A 19,905-nucleotide genomic window follows, 5' to 3' on the forward strand; every position below is an offset into this window, starting at 1 on the left:
CAAAAATACGCACAAATGGAGGAAATATGTATATCCTGCGTTTTCTGATGACGAATCTGTTAATAAGTGTCTTATTACTTGCTTTTCTGGGAATCCGGGGGCTTCTGTCCCGTTATTGGACCGCGGGCTGCCGCTATGCGGTCTGGATTATTCCGGCAGCTGCTCTTCTGATTGCTCTGCTTCCCTTCCGCCTGTTCCCATCTTCGAATGAATCCGGCGCACGAATCGAGTATCAGGCAGGTACCGCTGCGGTTTCGGCCGCCCTTACGCAGACGCCTGCAGCGGACGGCAGTTGGATTCAGGATTTTACGGAAGCTCTGGAGCGGCCAGACTTAGAAGGCTTGAATCAGATGATTACGGTCCTGTGGTGTTTCGGTATGGCGGCCGCCTTGGGTTTTTATCTATTGGCTCATATGCAGCTAAAAAAGATCTGCCGTCATGCCCACGCTCCTGATCCTTGCGTCAGGGCGCTCTATTGCGACATCAAATCAAAGCTGGGCATCCGAAGAAACATTACCTTATTGGTTTCCGGGCAGGTATCCACTCCGCTGATTTATGGCATTTCGCGTCCCTGCCTGATTTTACCTGCCGCTCTTGTTGATAAGGGTGGTAAGAAAAATAACGGCGAAATCGGTTTTATTTTGCTCCATGAACTGACTCATTATAAAAATCATGACCTGATTTATAATCAAATCCTGTTGCTGCTTAAGCTTCCCTATTGGTTCAACCCCATGATCCACGTCATTTCCCGGGAATTTCGGTCCGACCGTGAATTATACTGTGATGCCTGCCTTTTACATGGAATGCTGCCCGGCGACCGTTTGAAATATGGCCATACAATTCTGAATTTCGCAGCCGGAGCCGGACGCATTCTCTATGGTCCGGTCACTACCGGTTTCTCCGGCACAAAAAAACAGCTTACCCGCAGAATCAAACAGATCGCCGCTTATCGGGTACCGTCCGGCCATGACCGGCTCAGGGACACGGTTTCGTTTCTGTTGATCGCTCTTTTCCTGGTCATCCAGCTTCCGTTACTGAATGCCCAGGCAGCCGGTTCCCCAGTATCTGCTTCTGCCCCCGTACCGGCTTTAGCCGGCGGTTCGACCGTTCCTTCCGTCCCGGTATCCGGCTCTTCCGCTTTGGATGTGCACGGCTATTTCCAGGGTCTGGACGGCTGTATGGTACTGACCGATCTGAATTCCAGTCAATACAGGATCTATAATGAAGAAAAAAGTACCCGGCGCATTCCGCCGGACTCCACTTATAAGATATATTCCGCGCTCAACGCCCTGGAAGCGGGGATCATCACCCCGGAACAAAACACTCTGCCCTGGAATGGGCAGTCCTATCCTTTCCCGGATTGGGAGAGCGATCACTCCCTGCAATCCGCTATGCAGTACAGTGTTAATTGGTACTTTCAGGATCTGGATCAGGAAGCCGGTCTTGAGAATCTGAAAAACTTTTATCATAGAATCGGCTATGGCAATCAGGACCTCTCCGGCGGCATTGACCGCTACTGGCTAGAGACTTCGCTTGCTATATCGCCGCTTGAGCAGACTGAACTGCTTAAGTCCTTCTACCTGAATGAATTCGGCTTTCAACCGGAAAATGTCGCTGCCGTAAAAAAAGCCCTCATGCTTTCTTCCGGTTCCCTGGGCACGCTGTCCGGTAAGACCGGCACCGCGATGATTAACGGTGTCTATGTATCCACCTGGTTTGTCGGTTATGTGGAAACTCCTGATAACACCTGGTTCTTTGCCACAAATATATCCAACGCCGATAATACCGCTGGGAATACTTCGGCGATGATTACTTTACAGGTACTGGAAGATATGGGGCTCTATACCCCAGATTAACAGAGGGGGCATTTGATGAAAAATCAGATTTGCCCCTTTTTCATAGCGGTAGGCGGGGCAGACTGTCAGAGACTTATTTGTGGATGATGCGCAAAGCAATGTTTTTCGCATCAGCACCGGTAATGCGGCTTTCCTTAGCCGCAGCCAGACGGACTGCAAAGTAGTTGGTTTCCTCCCCATCTACAGTCATGCCCACGTACCAGGCGTCGGCATGGTTGCCGTTTTGGCCTGTTCCGGTTTTTCCATAGATCTCAATTCCGCACGTGTCCTCATCCTCGGTCTTCATCATGTCACGAAGCATCGATACATACTTCTCCTGGAATTCCGTATTTCCATCAAAGATCCTGGCCAGAACCTCTGTCTGTTCCCGGGCGGATATCTCCAGGGAGGATTCAAGCCAAAAGCCATTCAATTCCTCTGCTCCTCCGTTTACGGATCCGTCGCCCTTCCATTGGCTGATATCACAGTTGCCGTAATCGAGCGCATCCACCCATTTTTTGACCTTTTCTTCTCCAACCTGATCCAGAAGCTTCCGGTAATACCAGACACAGGATTTTTGAAAAGCCTCCTTTAGATTTAAGTCCTGATTCCAGGTAGTATTCTCGTAAATAGTACCGTCATAACCCATCCTCGATTCTTCTGAATCTACCAGGCCCTCTTCCAGCCCGATCAGCGTGGAAATCACCTTAAATGTGGAACACGGAGAAACACGGACGGAAGCCATCTCTTCCTGGTAGATGTGAAACGTGTTGGCCCTGCTGTTATAAAAGACGGCGCACCCGTTTATTCCGTCAAAATATCTGCTGTAATCTTCCTTTATAATCACCGGACTTTCCGAGACGGATTCCCCATTCTCTGAAGTGTGCGCCGGATTTACTTTTCCCTTATCCGCCTGATCTGATTTTCCCCCGTCTATCGGATCTGGCTGTTTCTCGTCTTCTGCTTTTGCCGCTTCCCCATCTATAGATAAGATTCCCTTGTCCTTCTCCAAATTTGCCTCAGATTCCGCAACAGAAGGGGCCTCGGTATCTGCATGTTTCCGGCCGCACCCCCAGCCAAATATCCCAAGGCTAATAAGCAGCATTACTGCTATAAATATAAAACCTATTTTCTTTCTAAATATTTTCATCCTACGTCCCTTTCCCCTTTTGCCGGTATAGTTATGTAATCTGAATTTCCGTGTCTATTGCGTTGTATTAGAAACTTTTAACCAAGATTTCATATTGTAATAAATATTATTAAAAGAAGCCGTGTTTATTATTTCTGATATAAATCTACTATTAAAATATTACATCTGTAAGTTATATAAGTCAACCTTAATTTCCGGTTCTTACCCAGGTTAGGGTAATTCTCCGGGATTAGGTATGTCCTCGAGTTTGGGTGTTCCGGGGTTGAGTGTGTTCTCGGATTGCGTATGCCCCGGGGTGGATATGTTCTCGGATTGCGTATGCCCCGAGGTGGATATTTTCTCGGGTTGCGTATACCCGCTGCTTCGACCGGGGAGCGCCGGCATCCTGGGAGGCTTTTCGCAAGCAGACACTTTGGCGTCTACCTGAAAGCGCATAGGAAGCTGTACATTTCTCAATAAAATAAAAAACCGGATTCAGGAACCCACGACGGACTTCACGTCCGACGGACAAGAGCCTACTCACCGGTAACACATCATGTCCTCCTGGTGAATAAGCTCGGTTCCTGAACCCGGTTTTTGATTCCTCTTAACGGATGAAACGTACTCTGCCGTTCCATTTCGCATATCAAAGCTCCACTCTTCCCTCAAGAGCCCGCAAAAGCGTCACCTCATCAATGTATTCCAGGTCGCCTCCTACCGGCACTCCGCTGGCAATACGGCTCACCTTCACGCCGGAAGGCTTGACCAGCTTGCTGATATACATCGCTGTCGTCTCCCCTTCCAGACTGGAATTCGTGGCGATAATCACCTCGTCCACATCCCCCTGCAGCCTGGCCATCAGTTCCTTTAGCTTGATATCACCGGGGCCGATTCCCAGCATCGGGGAGATCGCGCCGTGAAGTACGTGGTAGACCCCATCGTATTTTCCGGTCTTCTCATACGCTGCCAGATCCCTGGTATTCTCAACGACCATGATCGTGTGCTGGTCTCTCTTCGGATTGCTGCAGATCGGGCACAGTTCCTGATCGGTCAGCGTATAGCACTGTTTGCAGTAACGCACGTTATTTCTGGCGTCCACCATGGTGTTGGCCAGCCGCTGCACATCCTCCACCGGCATATGGATCAGATGAAAAGCCAGCCGACCGGCTGACTTTGCACCAATTCCCGGAAGCCGGGAGAGTTCTTCAATTAAACGGTTTATCTGATTGCTGTAGATGTCCATATTTTCTCCCAACGGCGCTTTCACCGCGCCATAAATTCCGCGAAAATTCGGGAAACCTTTTCACTTATAGAGTGATGTACCGGCTATCCCTAGAAAGGAAAACCGCCGCCCATGCCGCCCATGCCGCCGGTCAGCTTCGACATGACTGCTCCGTTAGCCTCTTCTACCTGGCGCAGCGCCTCATTGGTAGCGGCTACGATCAGATCCTCCAGCATTTCGATATCTTCCGGATCCACCACTTCTTCGGCCAGTTTTACCTTAACGACTTCTCTTTTACCGGAAATGGTCACTTCCACCGCTCCGCCGCCGGCAGCCGCGGTAAATTCCTTCGTTTCCAGTTCTTTCTGGTTCTCTTCCATCTGACGCTGCATCTTCTGCGCCTGCTTCATCAGATTATTCATATTGCCGGGCATACCTCCGCCCGGAAATCCTCCACGCTTTGCCATATTCATGTCCTCCTTATTCTTCCTCAACGGTAATATCCATGTGGATGATTTTCTCTAAATCAACAAAGCTGTCCTCAAAGGAACGCCCTGTATCAAGCATTTTCATATCGACTTCCACTTCTTTGCCAATCCTGTTGGAAATCAACGCTTCCAGCTCTTCTTTATGTTCTTTGGAGCCCACATAGGCAGCTCCCAGTTCATTTTCAAATACAATCTGCAGTTTATTGCCGCCGCCCAGACTTAGCCTGGCCCCTTTAAGGAATACTTTGTCAGGTCCGGAAGCCTCGTTTACAATACTTCGCCAGTTGGAAACCACCTGTTTGATATCCTCGGGAATCGCCTTTGGCATCGGCGGTTTTGGCCTCTCCACCGCAGCGGGCTGCGCGTTCGGCTGTGCACTCACAGGAGCCTGCGCCGCTGTGACGGTAACACCTTTTTCCAGTTTTTCTTCCACCACCCGCAGACGGTCCAGCAAAGATCCGCTGTCCTTTTCCATGGCCGGCTTACACAACTTAATCAACGCGATCTCTATTAATATCCTCTTCTGTGAGGCGTAGCGGATCTGATTGGACAGGTCCGACAGCACCCGGATATAGCGCATCAGGGTCTCCGCGTCCAGTTTCTGCGCCATCTCACTCATACGGGCCAGAGATTCCTTGGACGCGTCGATGACATCCCCCGCCTGGTCCGACGTCTTCACCAGCAGCAGATTCCGCAGATACCAGATCAGATCCGTGACAAACTGCCCCATTTCCCGTCCGTCCATGACCAGAGCTTCTATGGATTTCATGACACCGGTCACGTCCTGCCCGATAATCTGTTCCAGCAGGCTGCCGAATACTTCGGTATCCACAGCGCCCAGCACTTCCAGCACATTTTCATAGGTAAGTTTCTGTCCCAGATAGAAGGCAAGACACTGATCCAGCAGACTCAGGGCATCACGCATGGACCCGTCGGCAGCTTTCGCCACATATCGAATCGCCTTTTCCTCTACCTGGGCGCCCTCCTGTTCCATCAGGTCCATCAGCCGGGCGGATATGGTTTCTATGGAAATCCGCTTAAAATCATATCTCTGGCATCTGGAGAGAATGGTAATGGGTATCTTGTGAACCTCCGTGGTCGCCAGGATAAAGATCACATAGGACGGCGGTTCCTCCAACGTCTTTAAGAGCGCATTAAACGCACCTATCGATAACATATGCACTTCATCAATGATGTATACTTTGTACTTTCCTTCCGTGGGCGAATACGCCACTTCCTCCCGGATTTCGCGGATATTGTCCACGCCGTTGTTGGAGGCCGCGTCGATTTCGATCACGTTCATGCTGGTCCCGGAGGCAATGGCCTTGCAGGAGGCGCACTCGCCGCAGGGACTCCCGTCCACCGGATTCTCACAGTTCACGGTCTTTGCAAGGATCTTCGCCACCGTGGTCTTACCTGTGCCCCGCGTACCGCAGAACAGATAGGCGTGTCCGATCCTCCCGGTGCGGACCTGGTTCTTTAAAGTTGTAACGATTGCGTCCTGGCCCTTCACATCCTCAAAGCTGTCGGGACGGAATTTCCGGTATAACGCAGTATAAGACATAAGTTTACTCCTGTTCTAAGCTGTCATTTTCCTGTTTTGGCTGTCATTCCCGGTCTGCCGCTCCTGGCATCTGCCGTCGGCATTCTGCTGTCGACCTTCTGCCATCGGCATTCTGCTTCCGGTCTTAACCCGCCGGTCAGTCGCCGAAGCTGATTCCGATTCTTTTCGCTTCCTTGATAATAGACGACTGGGGATCCACCATTTTCAGCTTGCCGGCTACTTCCTGCAGCGGGACTTTCTTTGTTTCTCCATTTACCATGCCGACCATATAGCCGTAGTCTTCATTCATGATCAGCTTGGCCGCTGCCGATCCCAGCCTGGTGGCCAGTACCCTGTCATAAGGACATGGGCTTCCGCCCCTCTGGGTGTGTCCGGGAACGGTAATTCTGACCTCTGAGCCTGTGGCCTCCTCTATCTTCGCGGCGATCTCATAGGACACGGAAGGGTATTTGTTCTTCTTCTGCTTCTCCCGGAATTCTTTCTTGGATAATTTGGCATCCTCCTCGGAAATAGCGCCTTCCGCCACAGCCAGGATTGTAAATCTCTTTCCGGCTTTATTCCTTGCCTCGATGGCATTGACCACCTTCTTGATATCATAGGGGATCTCCGGCAGCAGAATGATGTCCGCGCCGCCCGCGATACCGGAATGTAAGGTCAGCCAGCCGACCTTATGGCCCATGACTTCCACGATGAATACCCGTCCGTGGGAAGCTGCCGTGGTGTGGATACAATCGATGGCGTCCGTGGCTATGTTGACCGCGCTGGTGAATCCGAACGTCATGTCGGTGCCCCACAGGTCGTTGTCGATGGTTTTGGGAAGGGTTACTATGTTCAAGCCTTCCTCCCGGAGCAGGTTCGCCGTCTTATGGGTGCCGTTTCCGCCCAGTATGACCAGGCAGTCCAGCCCTAATTTGTAATAGGTGTGTTTCATTCCCTCCACTTTGTCCAGCCCGTTCTCATCCGGCACACGCATCAGTTTAAACGGCTGGCGGGAGCTGCCCAGAATCGTTCCTCCTCTGGTAAGGATACCGGAGAAATCCGAAGATCCAAGCATTCTGTATTTACTGTAAATCAGTCCTTTATATCCGTCGTCAAAACCAAAAATTTCCACATCGTCCAGGTTGCTGCACAGCCCCTTGACTACTCCCCGCATGGCCGCGTTCAACGCCTGGCAGTCACCGCCGCTGGTTAACATACCAATTCTCTTTTTCATTGACTCACACCCTATCTTTTAGATTTATATTGTTTGGTGCATCCTGTAACTTGTCCTCATTTATTATATATTATTTGCCTGGGATCGTAAAGGGCTAAAGTGGAGAGGCCCGGCAGGTCCGTATATAAGAAATGCAACCGGGAAGTTGCGCAAAATTGGTTGTCCGCAACTAAGGTTGCATGTAAAATGGGCTTATGCCAATGAGAGGTGGAGGATTAAATGACATTAGGTGAACAGATTAAACAGAAACGGGAAGAAAAAAATCTTTCCCAGGAGGAGCTTGCCGAACAGATTGGAGTCAGCCGGCAGGCCGTATCCAAATGGGAAAGCGATCTCTCGGTACCCACGGGAGCGAACAGAAGATTATTGTATCAGGTCCTTCCTTTAGATGTACCGGAAGCCGCCGAAGCTGCGGAAACCGGAGTATCAAAATGGCAGCGGATTCTATGCGTAGCGGGATGGGGACTTGCCGCGGTTTTGCTGGTTCTATTGGTATACCGTTTGTTTCCCTTGAACACAGGGACGGAATCCGATTTGGATTCTTCCGAACCGGCTTTACTCAGTATTCACTTTTATGATGGGATACAGGAAGAAGTATTTCCGGAAGCGTTGTGGTACAACATGGCGGGGATCGAAAGCATTCTAATTCAATGGACCGGGGATACTCCGGAAACCGTGAAAATGTTCTTCACTCCGTCTGGATCCGAAACCGCGGATCAAACAGAATTGTTAGAGGTGAAAGCTCCTGCCGACGGAGAATCTGCGCTGTTACTTTCTGCGGATTCGCTGCACCGTGACAGTTTGATGGGGCACCTGTATTTTGAACTTCATTTTGGAGGCGGTCAGGTAATTGTTACGGACAATTTATATAATGTACTTTACGATCCGATGCTCCTGCATGAAGCAAACAATAGTGAGGAATAGCGAAAAAGACGAATCCGAACACATCCCCGATCCGGAGAATGTGTTCGGATTTTCATTTTATGGACCTATTGCCGGCTGCAAAACGCCGCATGGTGCTGTTATTTCAGGCCTATGGTAAAGGCTTCCCCCGCTTGCTGCCAGCTGCTTTCTGTGCGGCCGCTCTTTTTGGGGCTTGGAGATATATAGGGCGTAAGGGTTAAGGCGCCGGCATCCGGAGAAATCAGGCCCGTGAGCCGGTCTATGTTGAAACGTCCTTCGGATTTTGTGGCGTGTGATACATAGAAGGACACCGGGTTGCCGAGATCGTCGGTTCCTTCCAGCTTCATGTCATAGTCACTGGAACCGGCTGTTTTATAATATATTTTCTGGCCTATGGGACTTGAAGTGTAGGCGGTCAGGTCGACCTGGGTTCCGTCCGGAAGGCTGTAATGAATATCGGTAGCGATTTCCTGGGTTTGTTCGGAGAGCTGTTCCCCATTCGCGTGGAATTCGAATTTCCAATTGCCGTCCAGGGTATGGGAGGCATCCTCCAGAATCAGCTCCACGTCCATATCTTCTTTTTTAAAATGGCGTCCCAGGTTATAGCCGATCAGGGATTCCCGCCCATTTCCATCTTCCGACGGCTCTAAGACGCCGCTGCTCGAATTTTCGATGTATTTTCCGTTGACGAAGAGACTGCCCAGGAGGGATACTTCTTCCATGTTCAGATCCGATTGGGGCTCTTTGGTCTCTGTGGTAGATACGTACAGGACATCATCCTCCAGGATCACGGAGTTGAGGGTAATCGTTACATCTGCGTTGGTAACCGAATAATTTACGATGTTTTCGTAAGGGGTAAGATTCTCATTGGTCCCAAGCAGTTCCCCGATGTTGTACGTTAATGTTTTGGCAGCGGCGCGGACTTCCGTGCGGAAGGGTCCTGTGCCCAGGGCCAGAAGGCAGACGGCGATACAGGCGGCCACAGCGAGTCCTCTGCCCGGGAATCCTTGACGCCCGGTTTGGGTCCGGCTGCGGAATTGCCGTTTATAACCGTCGGCTTCCGCTTTCGGCAAAGGGGCGGAGTCATAAGCTTGACAGTCGGTTTCTATATTATTTAGAAGTTCATAGATGTTGGGTTTCATATGCGGACTTCTCCTTTCCATTTCGGCTGAATAATTGGCGTATTTTCTTTTTTCCTCTGGATAATCGGTTGTAGATTACTTCTTTTTTCATGCCGGTATTCCGGCTGACCTGTTCGATATCCATGTCTTCCCCGTAGATGTCTAAAAATAACTTTTTATCGGTTTCATTCAGGCAGTCTAACATCCGGCCAACCTCTTCCGATAGTTCCTGTTCCACGGCGGCTGAGAGTTTTTCGTCTTCTGCGGAGATAACCACCTCTTCCCAGCTTAGCTGTTCCAGCTCCCGCTTGTATTTTCGCAGATAGTCGATGGATTTGTACCGGGCTACTCCGGCCGCCCAGTTTTGAAAGGTATTCCTGGACTCGTCGAAGTCCCGGCTGTAATTCCAGATGCCCAGCAGCACGTCGTTCATACACTCTTCCTGCCGGTCCGGCAGGGCGAACAGATGCCTTCGAATGACTGAGCGGAGCAGTCCGCCGTATTCGTCAATCACGTACAGCAGCGCTTTTTCATTGCCCCGTCTCAGCTCTTTCACAAAGTTTTCCTGGTTTATTTTCATAATGAATACTCCTGATGCGGTTTGTAAGCTTACAAATGTTTCGTTACACTATATACTTCGGTCGTGTGGTACTGATTTCTATCATTTTAGCAAATATTTTTTAAAGATTTTTAAATTTTATGGACTGCTTTTTCTTAAATTTGTTTTGGGGGGATGTTGTTTATTCTGGTAATGAATACTTAATGGATGCTTGTTGGCCGTTTATGTGCATCTTGTAAAACAAGTAGCGAGGTGTGGCTGACCTGATATGGTCGGTTGCGATCTGTTGTCATGGGCGGACCGGTGATGAATCTGAGGATAATCTGAGGAGATCAGAGAAGACAAGTATTCTGGACACTTTGTCGGATTCTGGAGTATAATGGGATTAATTACCAATTTTACACCATACCTGAATTTATGCCGCAGTTCTTGCGGCCCTGGAGGAAATAATTACATTATACCTGAATTTATGCCGCAGTTCATGCGGCTCTGGAGGAAATTATGTACATAGCGGATCTTCATATTCATTCAAAATATTCCCGGGCTACCAGCCGGGATTGTGAACCGGAGGCTCTGGATCTGTGGAGCCGGCGCAAAGGCATCGACCTGCTGGGAACCGGCGATTTCACACATCCGGCCTGGAGGGCGCAGTTAAATGCCAAACTGGAACCGGCCGAAGACGGACTTTACGTATTAAAGGAAGAATACCGGATCAGCGATGAGATTACTTCCGGTGAGAAGAAGCCCCGGTTCGTGATATCCGGCGAGATCAGTTCTATCTATAAAAAGAACGGCAAAACCAGGAAGGTCCATAACCTGATTCTGCTGCCGGGGCTGGAGGCTGCGGAAGCGCTGTCCTGTAAGCTTGAGACTGTCGGCAATATCCACTCCGACGGCAGGCCCATCCTTGGATTAGACAGCCGGGATCTTCTGGAAATCACGCTGGATATCTGCCCGGAGGCCATTTTCATACCGGCCCATATCTGGACACCGCATTTTTCCCTGTTCGGCGCATTTTCCGGCTTCGATACCATCGAGGAATGTTTTGAGGATCTGACCCCGCATATTCACGCGCTGGAGACCGGATTGTCTTCCGATCCTCCGATGAACTGGAGAGTCTCCGCTCTGGACGGCTATCAGCTGGTCTCTAATTCCGACGCCCATTCTCCCGGCAAACTGGGGCGGGAGGCCAATCTGCTGGATACGGAACTTGGCTATACCCATTTGTCACGGGCCATCCAGCAGGGACAGGGGCTGGCCGGTACGTTGGAATTCTTTCCGGAAGAAGGGAAATATCATCTGGACGGACACCGGAAATGCAATCTCTCACTAAATCCGTCCGAGACAGCGGCATACGGCGGGAAATGTCCGGTCTGCGGCAAAAAAATCACCATAGGCGTCCTGCACAGGGTGGAGGAACTGGCCGACCGGGAGGAAGGCTTTGTATCCGAAAACGGCAGGCACTATGAAAGTCTCGTTCCGCTGACAGAGGTGATCGCCGCCTCCACGGGAAAATCTTCAGGAAGCGCTAAGGTGGCCGCTGAGTACGAGAGTATGCTTGGGAAGCTGGGATCTGAATTTTCCATACTCCGGGATATCCCGCTGGAGGATATCCGGCGGGCGGCGGGGCCTTGTGTGGAAGAGGGGATCAAAAGGCTGCGCTCCGGCGATGTGACACGGATTCCCGGATATGACGGCGAGTATGGAACGGTCATGATCGTAAACAAGGATGAGATCGATGAATTATACGGGCAGATCAGCCTGTTTGAGAATTATATGGAGCCGGCGGCTGAGACAGCTGCATCCCAGGCTTCGGACAACGAGGGCAGCGGGATAATAGCGGCTTCTGGCCGTCCAAGACTAAGCGAAGGGCCCGAGAATAATATGTCCGTTACAGAAGGATCGGTAGATAGATCAACCGGAAACGAAGAGGCATCAGGCATGAGAGCGACCGGTATAAAAGGATCCTTGTTAGCAGCAGAGGCCAAAAAAAGTGAATCCTCTGCCGCCCTTCCCAAGTTCCCTGACGGCTTAAACCAGGAGCAATATGACGCCGTAACCGCAGCCGACCCTGTGGTAGCTGTAATCGCAGGCCCCGGTACCGGCAAGACCAAAACATTGGTTTCCCGAATCGCCTGGCTCGTAAAGGAACAGCAGGTGGACCCCTCCCGTATCACGGCTGTGACCTTTACCAACAAAGCCGCCGCTGAAATGCGCACCAGGCTGGAAAAAGAACTGGGCGGCAAACGGGCGGTGCGCCCCATGACGATCGGTACGTTCCACTCCATATGTCTGAACCTTCTGAAGAGCCGGAAGAGGGAAGTCGTGCTGGCGGATGAATACCAGTGCCGGGATGCCGCGGAGCAGGTCATCCGCCAGACCGGCCTGAAACTGCGCCCGGCTCAGCTGGTACAGGAGATCTCCCGCCTGAAAAATGGCCTGGCCTCTGAACATATATTGCCAGACAACACAATCGCACTCTATCAGGAACAGCTGGAACGGGAAGGGCTGATGGACTTTGATGATCTGCTTTTGCAGGTGCTTAAAATGATAGACGCAGGCGGCAATCCGGATAATCAGATATCCGACCCGGATATGGAACAGGCTTTGCTTTCTTTTTCCTATCTGCTCGTAGACGAGTACCAGGACATTAACAATATTCAATATCAGCTGGTAAGAGCCTGGGCCAAAGGACATGAGAGCCTGTTCGTCATAGGGGATCCCGACCAGTCCATCTACGGATTCCGCGGCTCGAACGCCGAATGTTTTCATTTGTTAAAAGAACAATTTGCCCATGTCCGGGATATCCGGCTGACCAGGAATTACCGGTCCGCTCCTGAGATTCTTTCCTGTGCGCTGCCCGTAATCAACCGGAATCCGGGAGAAAACCGGATCTTAATCGCGCAGCAGCCCTCCGGTATCCCGGTCAGTCTGCTGACAGCGGAAAGCGATCTGTCCGAGGGTATCTTTATTGCCAAAGAGATCAACCGCATGACGGGCGGGATCGATATGCTGGATGCCCAGCAGTATGCCATCCATACGGATAAGCCCCGCAGTTTCCAGGACATCGCCATCCTCTACCGCACCCACCGGCAGGCAAAGGTGCTGGAAAGCTGTCTGCGCAAAGAAGGGATTCCCTATGTGGTAACGGGCCGGGATGATTTTCTGGCGGATGAAACCGTACGCGGCGTCCTGGCTTTCTTCCGGTTTCTGTTAAACCCGGAGGATGAGGCTTCCGTGAAAATCTGTCTAAAAAATGTATGGAATTATGATGACGGATTAATCGGGGAGTTTTTGGATGTTCTGAGGCAGAACCAGGTAAAGGAATTAGACGCCAGACAGCTGCGGAAACTGGACAGCCAGCTGTCGCCCGCGCTGGAGCTGGCCTCCTGCTGGCAGATGGTCCGGCTTTTCCTTCCCACCGTCCGAAGGGAAAAACCGGCTTCATTGATCGATAAGTGGCTGGAGGCCAATGAGATCGGTATGTCGGAGCCGCTTCGCCGTCTGCTGAATATGGCCGTGCTTCACAAGGATATGCCTGAGTTTCTTCAAACTTTGTTACTGGGCCAGGAAGGGGATCTGCAAAGAAGCGCGGATAAAGTTTATGCTTCCGGCGCGGTTACGTTGATGACTCTGCACGGCTCGAAAGGGCTGGAATTCCCGGTGGTCTTCCTGTGCGGAGTGAAAAAGGGCTGTCTGCCCTATGAGTCCGTCACACATCCGGCCGATCCGGATGAAGAACGGCGGCTGTTCTATGTGGGGATGACGCGGGCCAGGGAAGAGCTGATTATACTGACTTCCCGGGAGCCATCCGAGTTTCTGGAGGATATTCCGGAGGGCTGCGTAGAAAAAGGGGATGTCCATAAAAGAAAAGATGGGAATGCTATGGAGCAGTTGAGTCTCTTTGATTTATGATATCCTTGGAACAAGTATAACCATCGGAATAATTCGGGTTTCTTTTTCAAAATTAATACTTTTTTTCTTATTACAATTATGTTATAATGGGCGATGTGACCGGATGGCACACCGGGGAGACGTAGCGAAGTGGCTGTAACGCGCCGCACTCGAAATGCGGTTATCGGGCAACCGGTACGTGGGTTCGAATCCCACCGTCTCCGCTATGCAATAGAAAGCTTTCGATTAAATCGATAGCTTTTTATTTTTTTAGTACTTGATAAACCAAGACTATATTTCATTTTTCTCGCTCTCTTAGTTGTTCTTTATAGAAATTATTCAAATGTTATTCCTTCAGCATTTATAAATAGCACTATCCTTGTCCATCAGACAACTTTACACGCACTTCCAAATATTATAAAATATTTATAGATAATACTTAGGAGATGATATTATGAAGTTAAATGTTTTGATCATATTATGTTTCTTAATACTTGCTTTAGCAGGCTGTAATACACCGCTTGTTGAAAACGATAGTCTTGTTGACAGAGAAACTGAAAATCTTCATAATTTATCCGATTCGTCAACCATCCCAAACGAATTTAGAATATCTCTATATTCTGATAGACAATACGATGACTCAAGTGCTATTATTTTACAAACGTCAATATTATTACCAGATTATCAACAAGAATTCGAGCTTCTTCAAAAAAAGGGGGATATAATTTCCGCCCCTGTGAACAATGTATGGCTATATGAGGTACGCGGTTATAATAATGACAAACAAACTGTAATTTACAAATTGTCTGACAAATATATGTTTGATGGCAAAAAATACTATGAAGCAGATCCTAAGCTGATATCTTTTATATCGGCATGTTTTCAGGCCCGTAGTATAGAAAGAGTGGAATTGAGTCCAATTGATAATCCATATAAAATAAAATCATGGGAACAAGGCTTAGACACAGAAGCAATTCTTAAATGGTGTTATGCAAGTAATCGATGGTTTGATTATCCTATCGATATAACTAAAGAAGCTATTTCATTACAGGGAGCTTTAATTCTTAATTTTCTTAATGAAACGAAAGAAAATAGAATTATTATAACTCGTGAATATATAATTACTTCAGATAAAATATATGAATCAATTGAAGATTTATATGAAAAATTGTTAGAGGAATCCCAGTTAGATACTTTGTTAATTTAAAATTCCGGCAAACTCTGCCGGCTGGCCTTTGGCTTCGCCAACTTCAAATTATATATTCTGTCCGGGATGCATTTTTTTAGAGCAATCCTTTTGAATTCCCGGATAGTGTACCTACCTTTATGGGGCGCTGTTTCGTATTCCAAATGAAAAGGAGCAGCCCTAAAGCCGCTCCCCACTGTTGATGTTAACCTTTGCTGAGCTCCGGCGAACATAAAACCAATTTACAGCAGTTTAAACCGGAAACAGATCGGGCAATTCGTATCCGGTTTTCCCTGAATCCTGATCTCCATAAACTCATCCAGTCTCTCCACTTCAAACGGATTATCAAATCCTAACAAGTCTATCTGCTCGATGAGCCCCTGATAGGCATTATCCGTATATTTATATTTTTTCAAATTGCGAAGTCGTATCACCTCGCCGTTTTCCGGCGCCTGCATTACGAAAGCATATAGATATCCGGCACGGTAGGTATAACGAATATCCTCACATGTGAATGCGGAACGTTTATCATCCGTGGAGGTTCCCTGTAAGATTTGCGTCGGTCCTTCCCCAAATATCTTCCAGTAAGTGGAATTGTATATGCCTTCCCCATTGACTTCAAGCCATCTCCCGATTTCCAGCAGCACCTGCGTCTCTTCTTCCGTGATGGTGCCGTCCGCCTTTGGACCGACATTGAGTAACATACAGCCATTTTTACTTACAATGTCCACCAGATCACAAATAATTTCTCTTGCCTCCTTGTATTCATTGTCGACCGTATACCCCCAGGATTTTTTTGCAATTGCGGTGTCCGTCTGCCAGGTTCTTGGATAAATACTATTCAATTGTCCCCTCTCTATATCAAACACAGAGGAGCTGTGTACATACGAATCATATTTTGAATGAATCGCAACTTCGATTCCCCATTCCAGAGCACGATTATAATAATAGGCAGCGAATTTTTTCAAATATGGTTTTGCACACGCACTTTCGATCCACCAGTCAAAATAGACAGACCGGGGATGATATCGGTCTACGAGTTCACAGGTTCTTGCCAACCAGTCTTCCATAAAATCCGGATTGTCTAGCGTTACCGCATCCAGGCTTCCCCGGTCTTCAAGGAAAGGCAAACAAGGTCCATAGCAGCCCCCATACAACATATTATTACGCTCATCTCTGACATCCGAATCAAAAGCCAGTCCTCCACCAAAATACCAGAGGTGTTCCATCCTGTGGCTGGACACAGTAAACACCATATCATTTTGCTCCAATTCCTCTTTTAATTCTTTCAGCACATCTCTGCACGGTCCCATTTCCACAGAATTAAAATTCGACAGATTACTTTCATACATCTGAAACCCATCGTGATGCTCGGCTACCGGCATAACATATTTGGCTCCTGCTTTTTTGAATAGCTCAACCCATTCTTTGGCGCTGAATTTTTCCCCCCGAAACAACGGAATAAAATCCTTGTACCCAAAATTCTTATGTGGTCCATAAGTCTTTATATGATGCTCATATTCAGGTCGTCCTTCCTGATACATCCAGGTTGGATACCACTCGTCTCCATATGCGGGTACACTGTAAATTCCCCAGTGGATAAAAATCCCGAATTTAGATTTTTCCAGCCAATCCGGTACCTTGTAACCGGACAGCGATTCCCAGTTATCCTTGTATGGCCCTCGTTCAATCACCTCCTGAATTTTTTTCTGATAGTCTTTCATCACATGATAATATTTCTCGTTGATCATACGCTTAGAATTCCTTTCTTATTTGGGGCAAATTATGTGACTATGATGATAAGGCCCATGCACATCATAAATCCGTAAACAAAGAAATTTAACTGTTTCTGTGTGATCTTCTTAAAGATATAATTTCCTAATACTAAACCAATCAACATGCCAAGAATGGACAATGCACTATATTTCCATACCTGTACGGTAAATACTCCGCTAAAGAGTCTGGCTATCGTAGTAAAAATACCGGATAACAGAAACAGGCACTGGGTAGTCGACAAATACTCCTCCTTATCTTTCGTGGCCGCCATCATATACATTACTGTCACCGGACCGCCCATACCAAACAGTCCATTTGCCACTCCGCTCACAATACCGGATATCAGCCCTGTTTTTACGTTAGCTCTGATTTTAATACGGTTGTTTAAAAATAGTAAATACAAGGCCATTCCGATCAGAAATACGCCCAGCACTTTCTTCATCAACTCATCAGGCTGTCTGACTACTATTCGAATCGTAATCCACGCACTAATCACAGAGGATATCAGTGGGATTAACATAATTCTAAAATTTATATGTCTTCGGCTTTTCAGTGACAGATATACAGACTGGACATTCCCGATCAGGCCTGATATGGCTACCGCACTGACAGGGGACATTACCAGGGGCAGAGCCGCCATGGAAACCACTCCATATCCGAAACCGGTCACCGACTGGGCTGTAGCCGATAAGACAGCCGTCAGAAAAATATATACTATGGTCAAAGCCTCTCTCCTCTGTTCCTATATTTTACTCGATAACCACCTTGATCTCTTCCGTGCCCACCATAAGAAGAAGTTCCCCCGGTTCAACCACAAAATTCATATTGAGATCCCAGATGGAAAGCTCTTCCTCTCCAAGGAACAAACTCACGGTTTTGGTCTCCCCCGGCATCAGATCGATTTTATCAAATCCTTTCAATTCCTTTACTCTTCTTGTCACACAGGACTGCAGGTCTCTTACAAACAAAAGCACGGTCTCTTTGCCTGCGACAGTTCCGGTATTGGTTACATCCACGGACACACGGATCCGGCCCCCATTTTGAAGCTCCGCCCGGCTTATATTCCCGGCTGTCAGTTTCGTGTAGGAAAATGTGGTATAGCTCAGTCCGTATCCGAAAGGATATGCCGGTTCCGGGGACATATCGGTAAAATTCCTGTGGCCTTTATGGTTGTAATACACAGGTAACTGTCCTGAGCTTCTGGGTATGGATACGCTCAGACGTCCGCTTGGACAGGTCTCGCCGCTGAGAATCTTTGCAATGGCCAACCCGCCCATCTCTCCGGGATACCAGACCTGAAGAAGTGCATCGGCCTGTTTTGCCCAATCCAGGGAAAAGGGACGTCCGCTGATGTTTAACACAATAACCGGTTTACCAATTTTAAATATTTCTTCCGCCAGTTCCCTCTGTACGGCGCCTATATTCAGCTCCGCGATATCTCTGCCTTCTCCGGTATCCACTTCTGTGTTATAACGCACGATTTCCGCAGCGCCGTTCTTTCCATAAACCACTTCCGGATTTCTGGCACTGCTGCCGCCCAATGCCAGAATTACTACATCTGCCTTTTCTGCCGCCTTGACCGCAGCGGCAAATCCGTCCCGGGCTTCGTTTCTGATCCCGCATCCTTTTTCATACAAGATTTGGGAATTGCTGAAAACCTCACGAATTCCATCCAGTATTGTATATACATCTTCTTCTTTTTTCCAGGATGTAAAATCACCCAGCATATTATAGATACTATGGGCATTCGGCCCAATCACCGCAATGGTTCCAATATCTTTGCCAAGCGGCAACAGCTGATTCTTATTTTCCAGCAGCACGGCTGATTCCTCTGCCAATTGCAAATTAATTTCTTTCATGCGCCTGTCATGGATGACCTGATCCACCAGTTCTTCCTGTGCATAAGGGTTTTCAAACAGCCCCAGAATAAATTTTACATACAGAATATGCCGCACAGCTTGATCGATATCTTCCTCCCGCACTTTTTTATTTTCAACCGCTTCTTGTAATTTTAGGAATGATTGGTTCCACAGATTCAGATCTACACCGGCACTTAAAGATGCGGCTCCCGCATTTTCATAGCCGCCGTACTGTTCCTCCAACATATCTATCGCACATCCGTCGGACATGACGATTCCCTGAAAACCGTATTCATTACGTATGATATCTTTTAACAGCTTCGCATTCATATGGCAGGGGACGCCGTCAATATCGTTATACGCCGCCATGCATGCGAGAGCCCCCGCCCGTACCCCGGCTTTCATACCCGGAAGATGAATTTCGCGCATCTCCCGTTCTCCGATATTGCTGCAGATTCCGCTATGAGCTCCAATCGGAGCTCCAAATCCACATAAATGCTTTAATACAGCTACTATCTTATTATTATTTTTCAGATCCTCCAACTGTTCTCCCTGAAATCCCCATACTGCATTTTCACACATACGGGCCGCCAGGTAGGGATCTTCTCCAAAAGATTCCTCCGATCTCCCCCATCTGGGTTCCTGTAAAATATCCAGACAGGATACCAGGCCAAGTGTACATCCTCTGATTCTTATCTGTGCTGCGACACCTTTTGCCGCTTCCTGATACAGCGCTGGGTTAAATGTACTGCCTATTCCTACATTTACCGGTATGGAAGTTCCTTCCAGAGCTTCATGTCCGTGAGGGCATTCCTCACTGATCAATGCCGGTATCCCAAGTCTTGTATTCTCTATCAGATATTTCTGAAACAGATTAACGACCATGGCGCTTTCTTTGGCCGTTACCCCCGGAAAATCCTTTATATTCCATCCATCCGCCCGGAACGGGGCATATATGGCGCCTACTCCGTCACCAAAGGCCACTTCTTTCCGAAAGGTATCTGTCAATTCGAATCCGGTGCCCTTTTTTATATATCCTTCCCAACCATATATAGTTTGGTTCAATTGACCCACTTTTTCCCGCAGCGTCATCCTTTTCAATAAATCTTCTACCCGGTCCTGAACCGGCTGCGTACTGTCTTTATAGATTTCCATA

At 48.5% G+C, this 19,905-nt stretch carries 14 protein-coding genes and 1 tRNA gene; 5 read left to right on the plus strand and 10 right to left on the minus strand.

Annotation, left to right across the window (positions count from 1 at the left end; genetic code table 11):
* Positions 1 to 26: 26 nt before the first annotated feature.
* Positions 27 to 1,856, plus strand: a complete 1,830-nt coding sequence (locus KTH89_RS03880; RefSeq protein WP_158342297.1) for a BlaR1 family beta-lactam sensor/signal transducer — start codon at positions 27 to 29, stop codon at positions 1,854 to 1,856.
* Between the two features lie 73 nt (positions 1,857 to 1,929).
* Here KTH89_RS03880 and KTH89_RS03885 read toward each other — a convergent pair whose 3' ends face one another.
* The 5 genes from KTH89_RS03885 to KTH89_RS03905 all read right to left on the minus strand — a co-directional run bounded on the left by KTH89_RS03885 (position 1,930) and on the right by KTH89_RS03905 (position 7,451).
* Positions 1,930 to 2,847, minus strand: coding sequence for a penicillin-binding transpeptidase domain-containing protein (locus tag KTH89_RS03885; protein WP_238720697.1), 918 nt, complete (start codon positions 2,845 to 2,847; stop codon positions 1,930 to 1,932).
* Positions 2,848 to 3,610: 763 nt separating this feature from the next.
* A complete protein-coding gene (gene recR, locus KTH89_RS03890; protein ID WP_158342299.1) occupies positions 3,611 to 4,207 on the minus strand; it encodes a recombination mediator RecR in 597 nt (198 codons plus the stop codon).
* A gap of 89 nt (positions 4,208 to 4,296) precedes the next feature.
* On the minus strand, positions 4,297 to 4,653 hold the full coding sequence (locus KTH89_RS03895) for a YbaB/EbfC family nucleoid-associated protein (protein WP_158342300.1): 357 nt from the start codon (positions 4,651 to 4,653) through the stop codon (positions 4,297 to 4,299).
* 13 nt (positions 4,654 to 4,666) lie between these two features.
* Positions 4,667 to 6,238, minus strand: coding sequence for a DNA polymerase III subunit gamma/tau (gene dnaX / locus KTH89_RS03900; RefSeq protein ID WP_158342301.1), 1,572 nt, complete (start codon positions 6,236 to 6,238; stop codon positions 4,667 to 4,669).
* 136 nt (positions 6,239 to 6,374) lie between these two features.
* Positions 6,375 to 7,451 carry a 6-phosphofructokinase gene (locus KTH89_RS03905; RefSeq protein ID WP_158342302.1) on the minus strand — a complete coding sequence of 359 codons (1,077 nt, stop codon included), beginning with the start codon at positions 7,449 to 7,451 and terminating at the stop codon, positions 6,375 to 6,377.
* A 219-nt stretch (positions 7,452 to 7,670) separates the two neighbouring features.
* Here KTH89_RS03905 and KTH89_RS03910 point away from each other — a divergent pair, with 219 nt between their 5' ends.
* A complete protein-coding gene (locus KTH89_RS03910; RefSeq protein WP_158342303.1) occupies positions 7,671 to 8,375 on the plus strand; it encodes a helix-turn-helix domain-containing protein in 705 nt (234 codons plus the stop codon).
* Between the two features lie 98 nt (positions 8,376 to 8,473).
* Here the strand turns inward: KTH89_RS03910 and KTH89_RS03915 are convergent, their stop codons facing one another.
* Together KTH89_RS03915 and KTH89_RS03920 are read right to left on the minus strand one after the other, a co-directional pair.
* Complete coding sequence (locus KTH89_RS03915) at positions 8,474 to 9,496, minus strand: DUF4179 domain-containing protein (RefSeq protein ID WP_238720699.1); 1,023 nt, start codon at positions 9,494 to 9,496, stop codon at positions 8,474 to 8,476.
* On the minus strand, positions 9,477 to 10,055 hold the full coding sequence (locus KTH89_RS03920) for a sigma-70 family RNA polymerase sigma factor (protein ID WP_158342305.1): 579 nt from the start codon (positions 10,053 to 10,055) through the stop codon (positions 9,477 to 9,479). Before KTH89_RS03920 ends, KTH89_RS03915 begins: the two co-directional genes overlap by 20 nt.
* A 480-nt stretch (positions 10,056 to 10,535) precedes the next feature.
* Here KTH89_RS03920 and KTH89_RS03925 point away from each other — a divergent pair, with 480 nt between their 5' ends.
* The 3 genes from KTH89_RS03925 to KTH89_RS03935 all read left to right on the plus strand — a co-directional run bounded on the left by KTH89_RS03925 (position 10,536) and on the right by KTH89_RS03935 (position 15,135).
* A complete protein-coding gene (locus tag KTH89_RS03925) occupies positions 10,536 to 13,949 on the plus strand; it encodes a UvrD-helicase domain-containing protein (protein WP_158342306.1) in 3,414 nt (1,137 codons plus the stop codon).
* A gap of 115 nt (positions 13,950 to 14,064) precedes the next feature.
* Positions 14,065 to 14,152: transfer RNA gene (locus KTH89_RS03930), tRNA-Ser, on the plus strand.
* A gap of 230 nt (positions 14,153 to 14,382) precedes the next feature.
* Positions 14,383 to 15,135, plus strand: a complete 753-nt coding sequence (locus tag KTH89_RS03935) for a hypothetical protein (RefSeq protein WP_158342307.1) — start codon at positions 14,383 to 14,385, stop codon at positions 15,133 to 15,135.
* A 221-nt stretch (positions 15,136 to 15,356) separates the two neighbouring features.
* On the opposite strand, the gene KTH89_RS03940 is transcribed toward KTH89_RS03935, so the two are convergent.
* The 3 genes from KTH89_RS03940 to KTH89_RS03950 are packed head-to-tail and all read right to left on the minus strand — an operon-like array spanning position 15,357 to position 19,904.
* Positions 15,357 to 16,865 (minus strand): alpha-L-fucosidase, encoded by a 1,509-nt coding sequence (locus KTH89_RS03940; protein ID WP_238720700.1) that lies wholly within the window; start codon positions 16,863 to 16,865, stop codon positions 15,357 to 15,359.
* A gap of 32 nt (positions 16,866 to 16,897) precedes the next feature.
* On the minus strand, positions 16,898 to 17,614 hold the full coding sequence (locus KTH89_RS03945; RefSeq protein ID WP_158342308.1) for a sulfite exporter TauE/SafE family protein: 717 nt from the start codon (positions 17,612 to 17,614) through the stop codon (positions 16,898 to 16,900).
* A 25-nt stretch (positions 17,615 to 17,639) separates the two neighbouring features.
* A complete protein-coding gene (locus tag KTH89_RS03950; protein ID WP_158342309.1) occupies positions 17,640 to 19,904 on the minus strand; it encodes a glycoside hydrolase family 3 N-terminal domain-containing protein in 2,265 nt (754 codons plus the stop codon).
* Position 19,905 lies beyond the last annotated feature (1 nt).

This window comes from Diplocloster agilis (genome assembly GCF_019042275.1).
Classification (GTDB): domain Bacteria; phylum Bacillota; class Clostridia; order Lachnospirales; family Lachnospiraceae; genus Diplocloster; species Diplocloster agilis.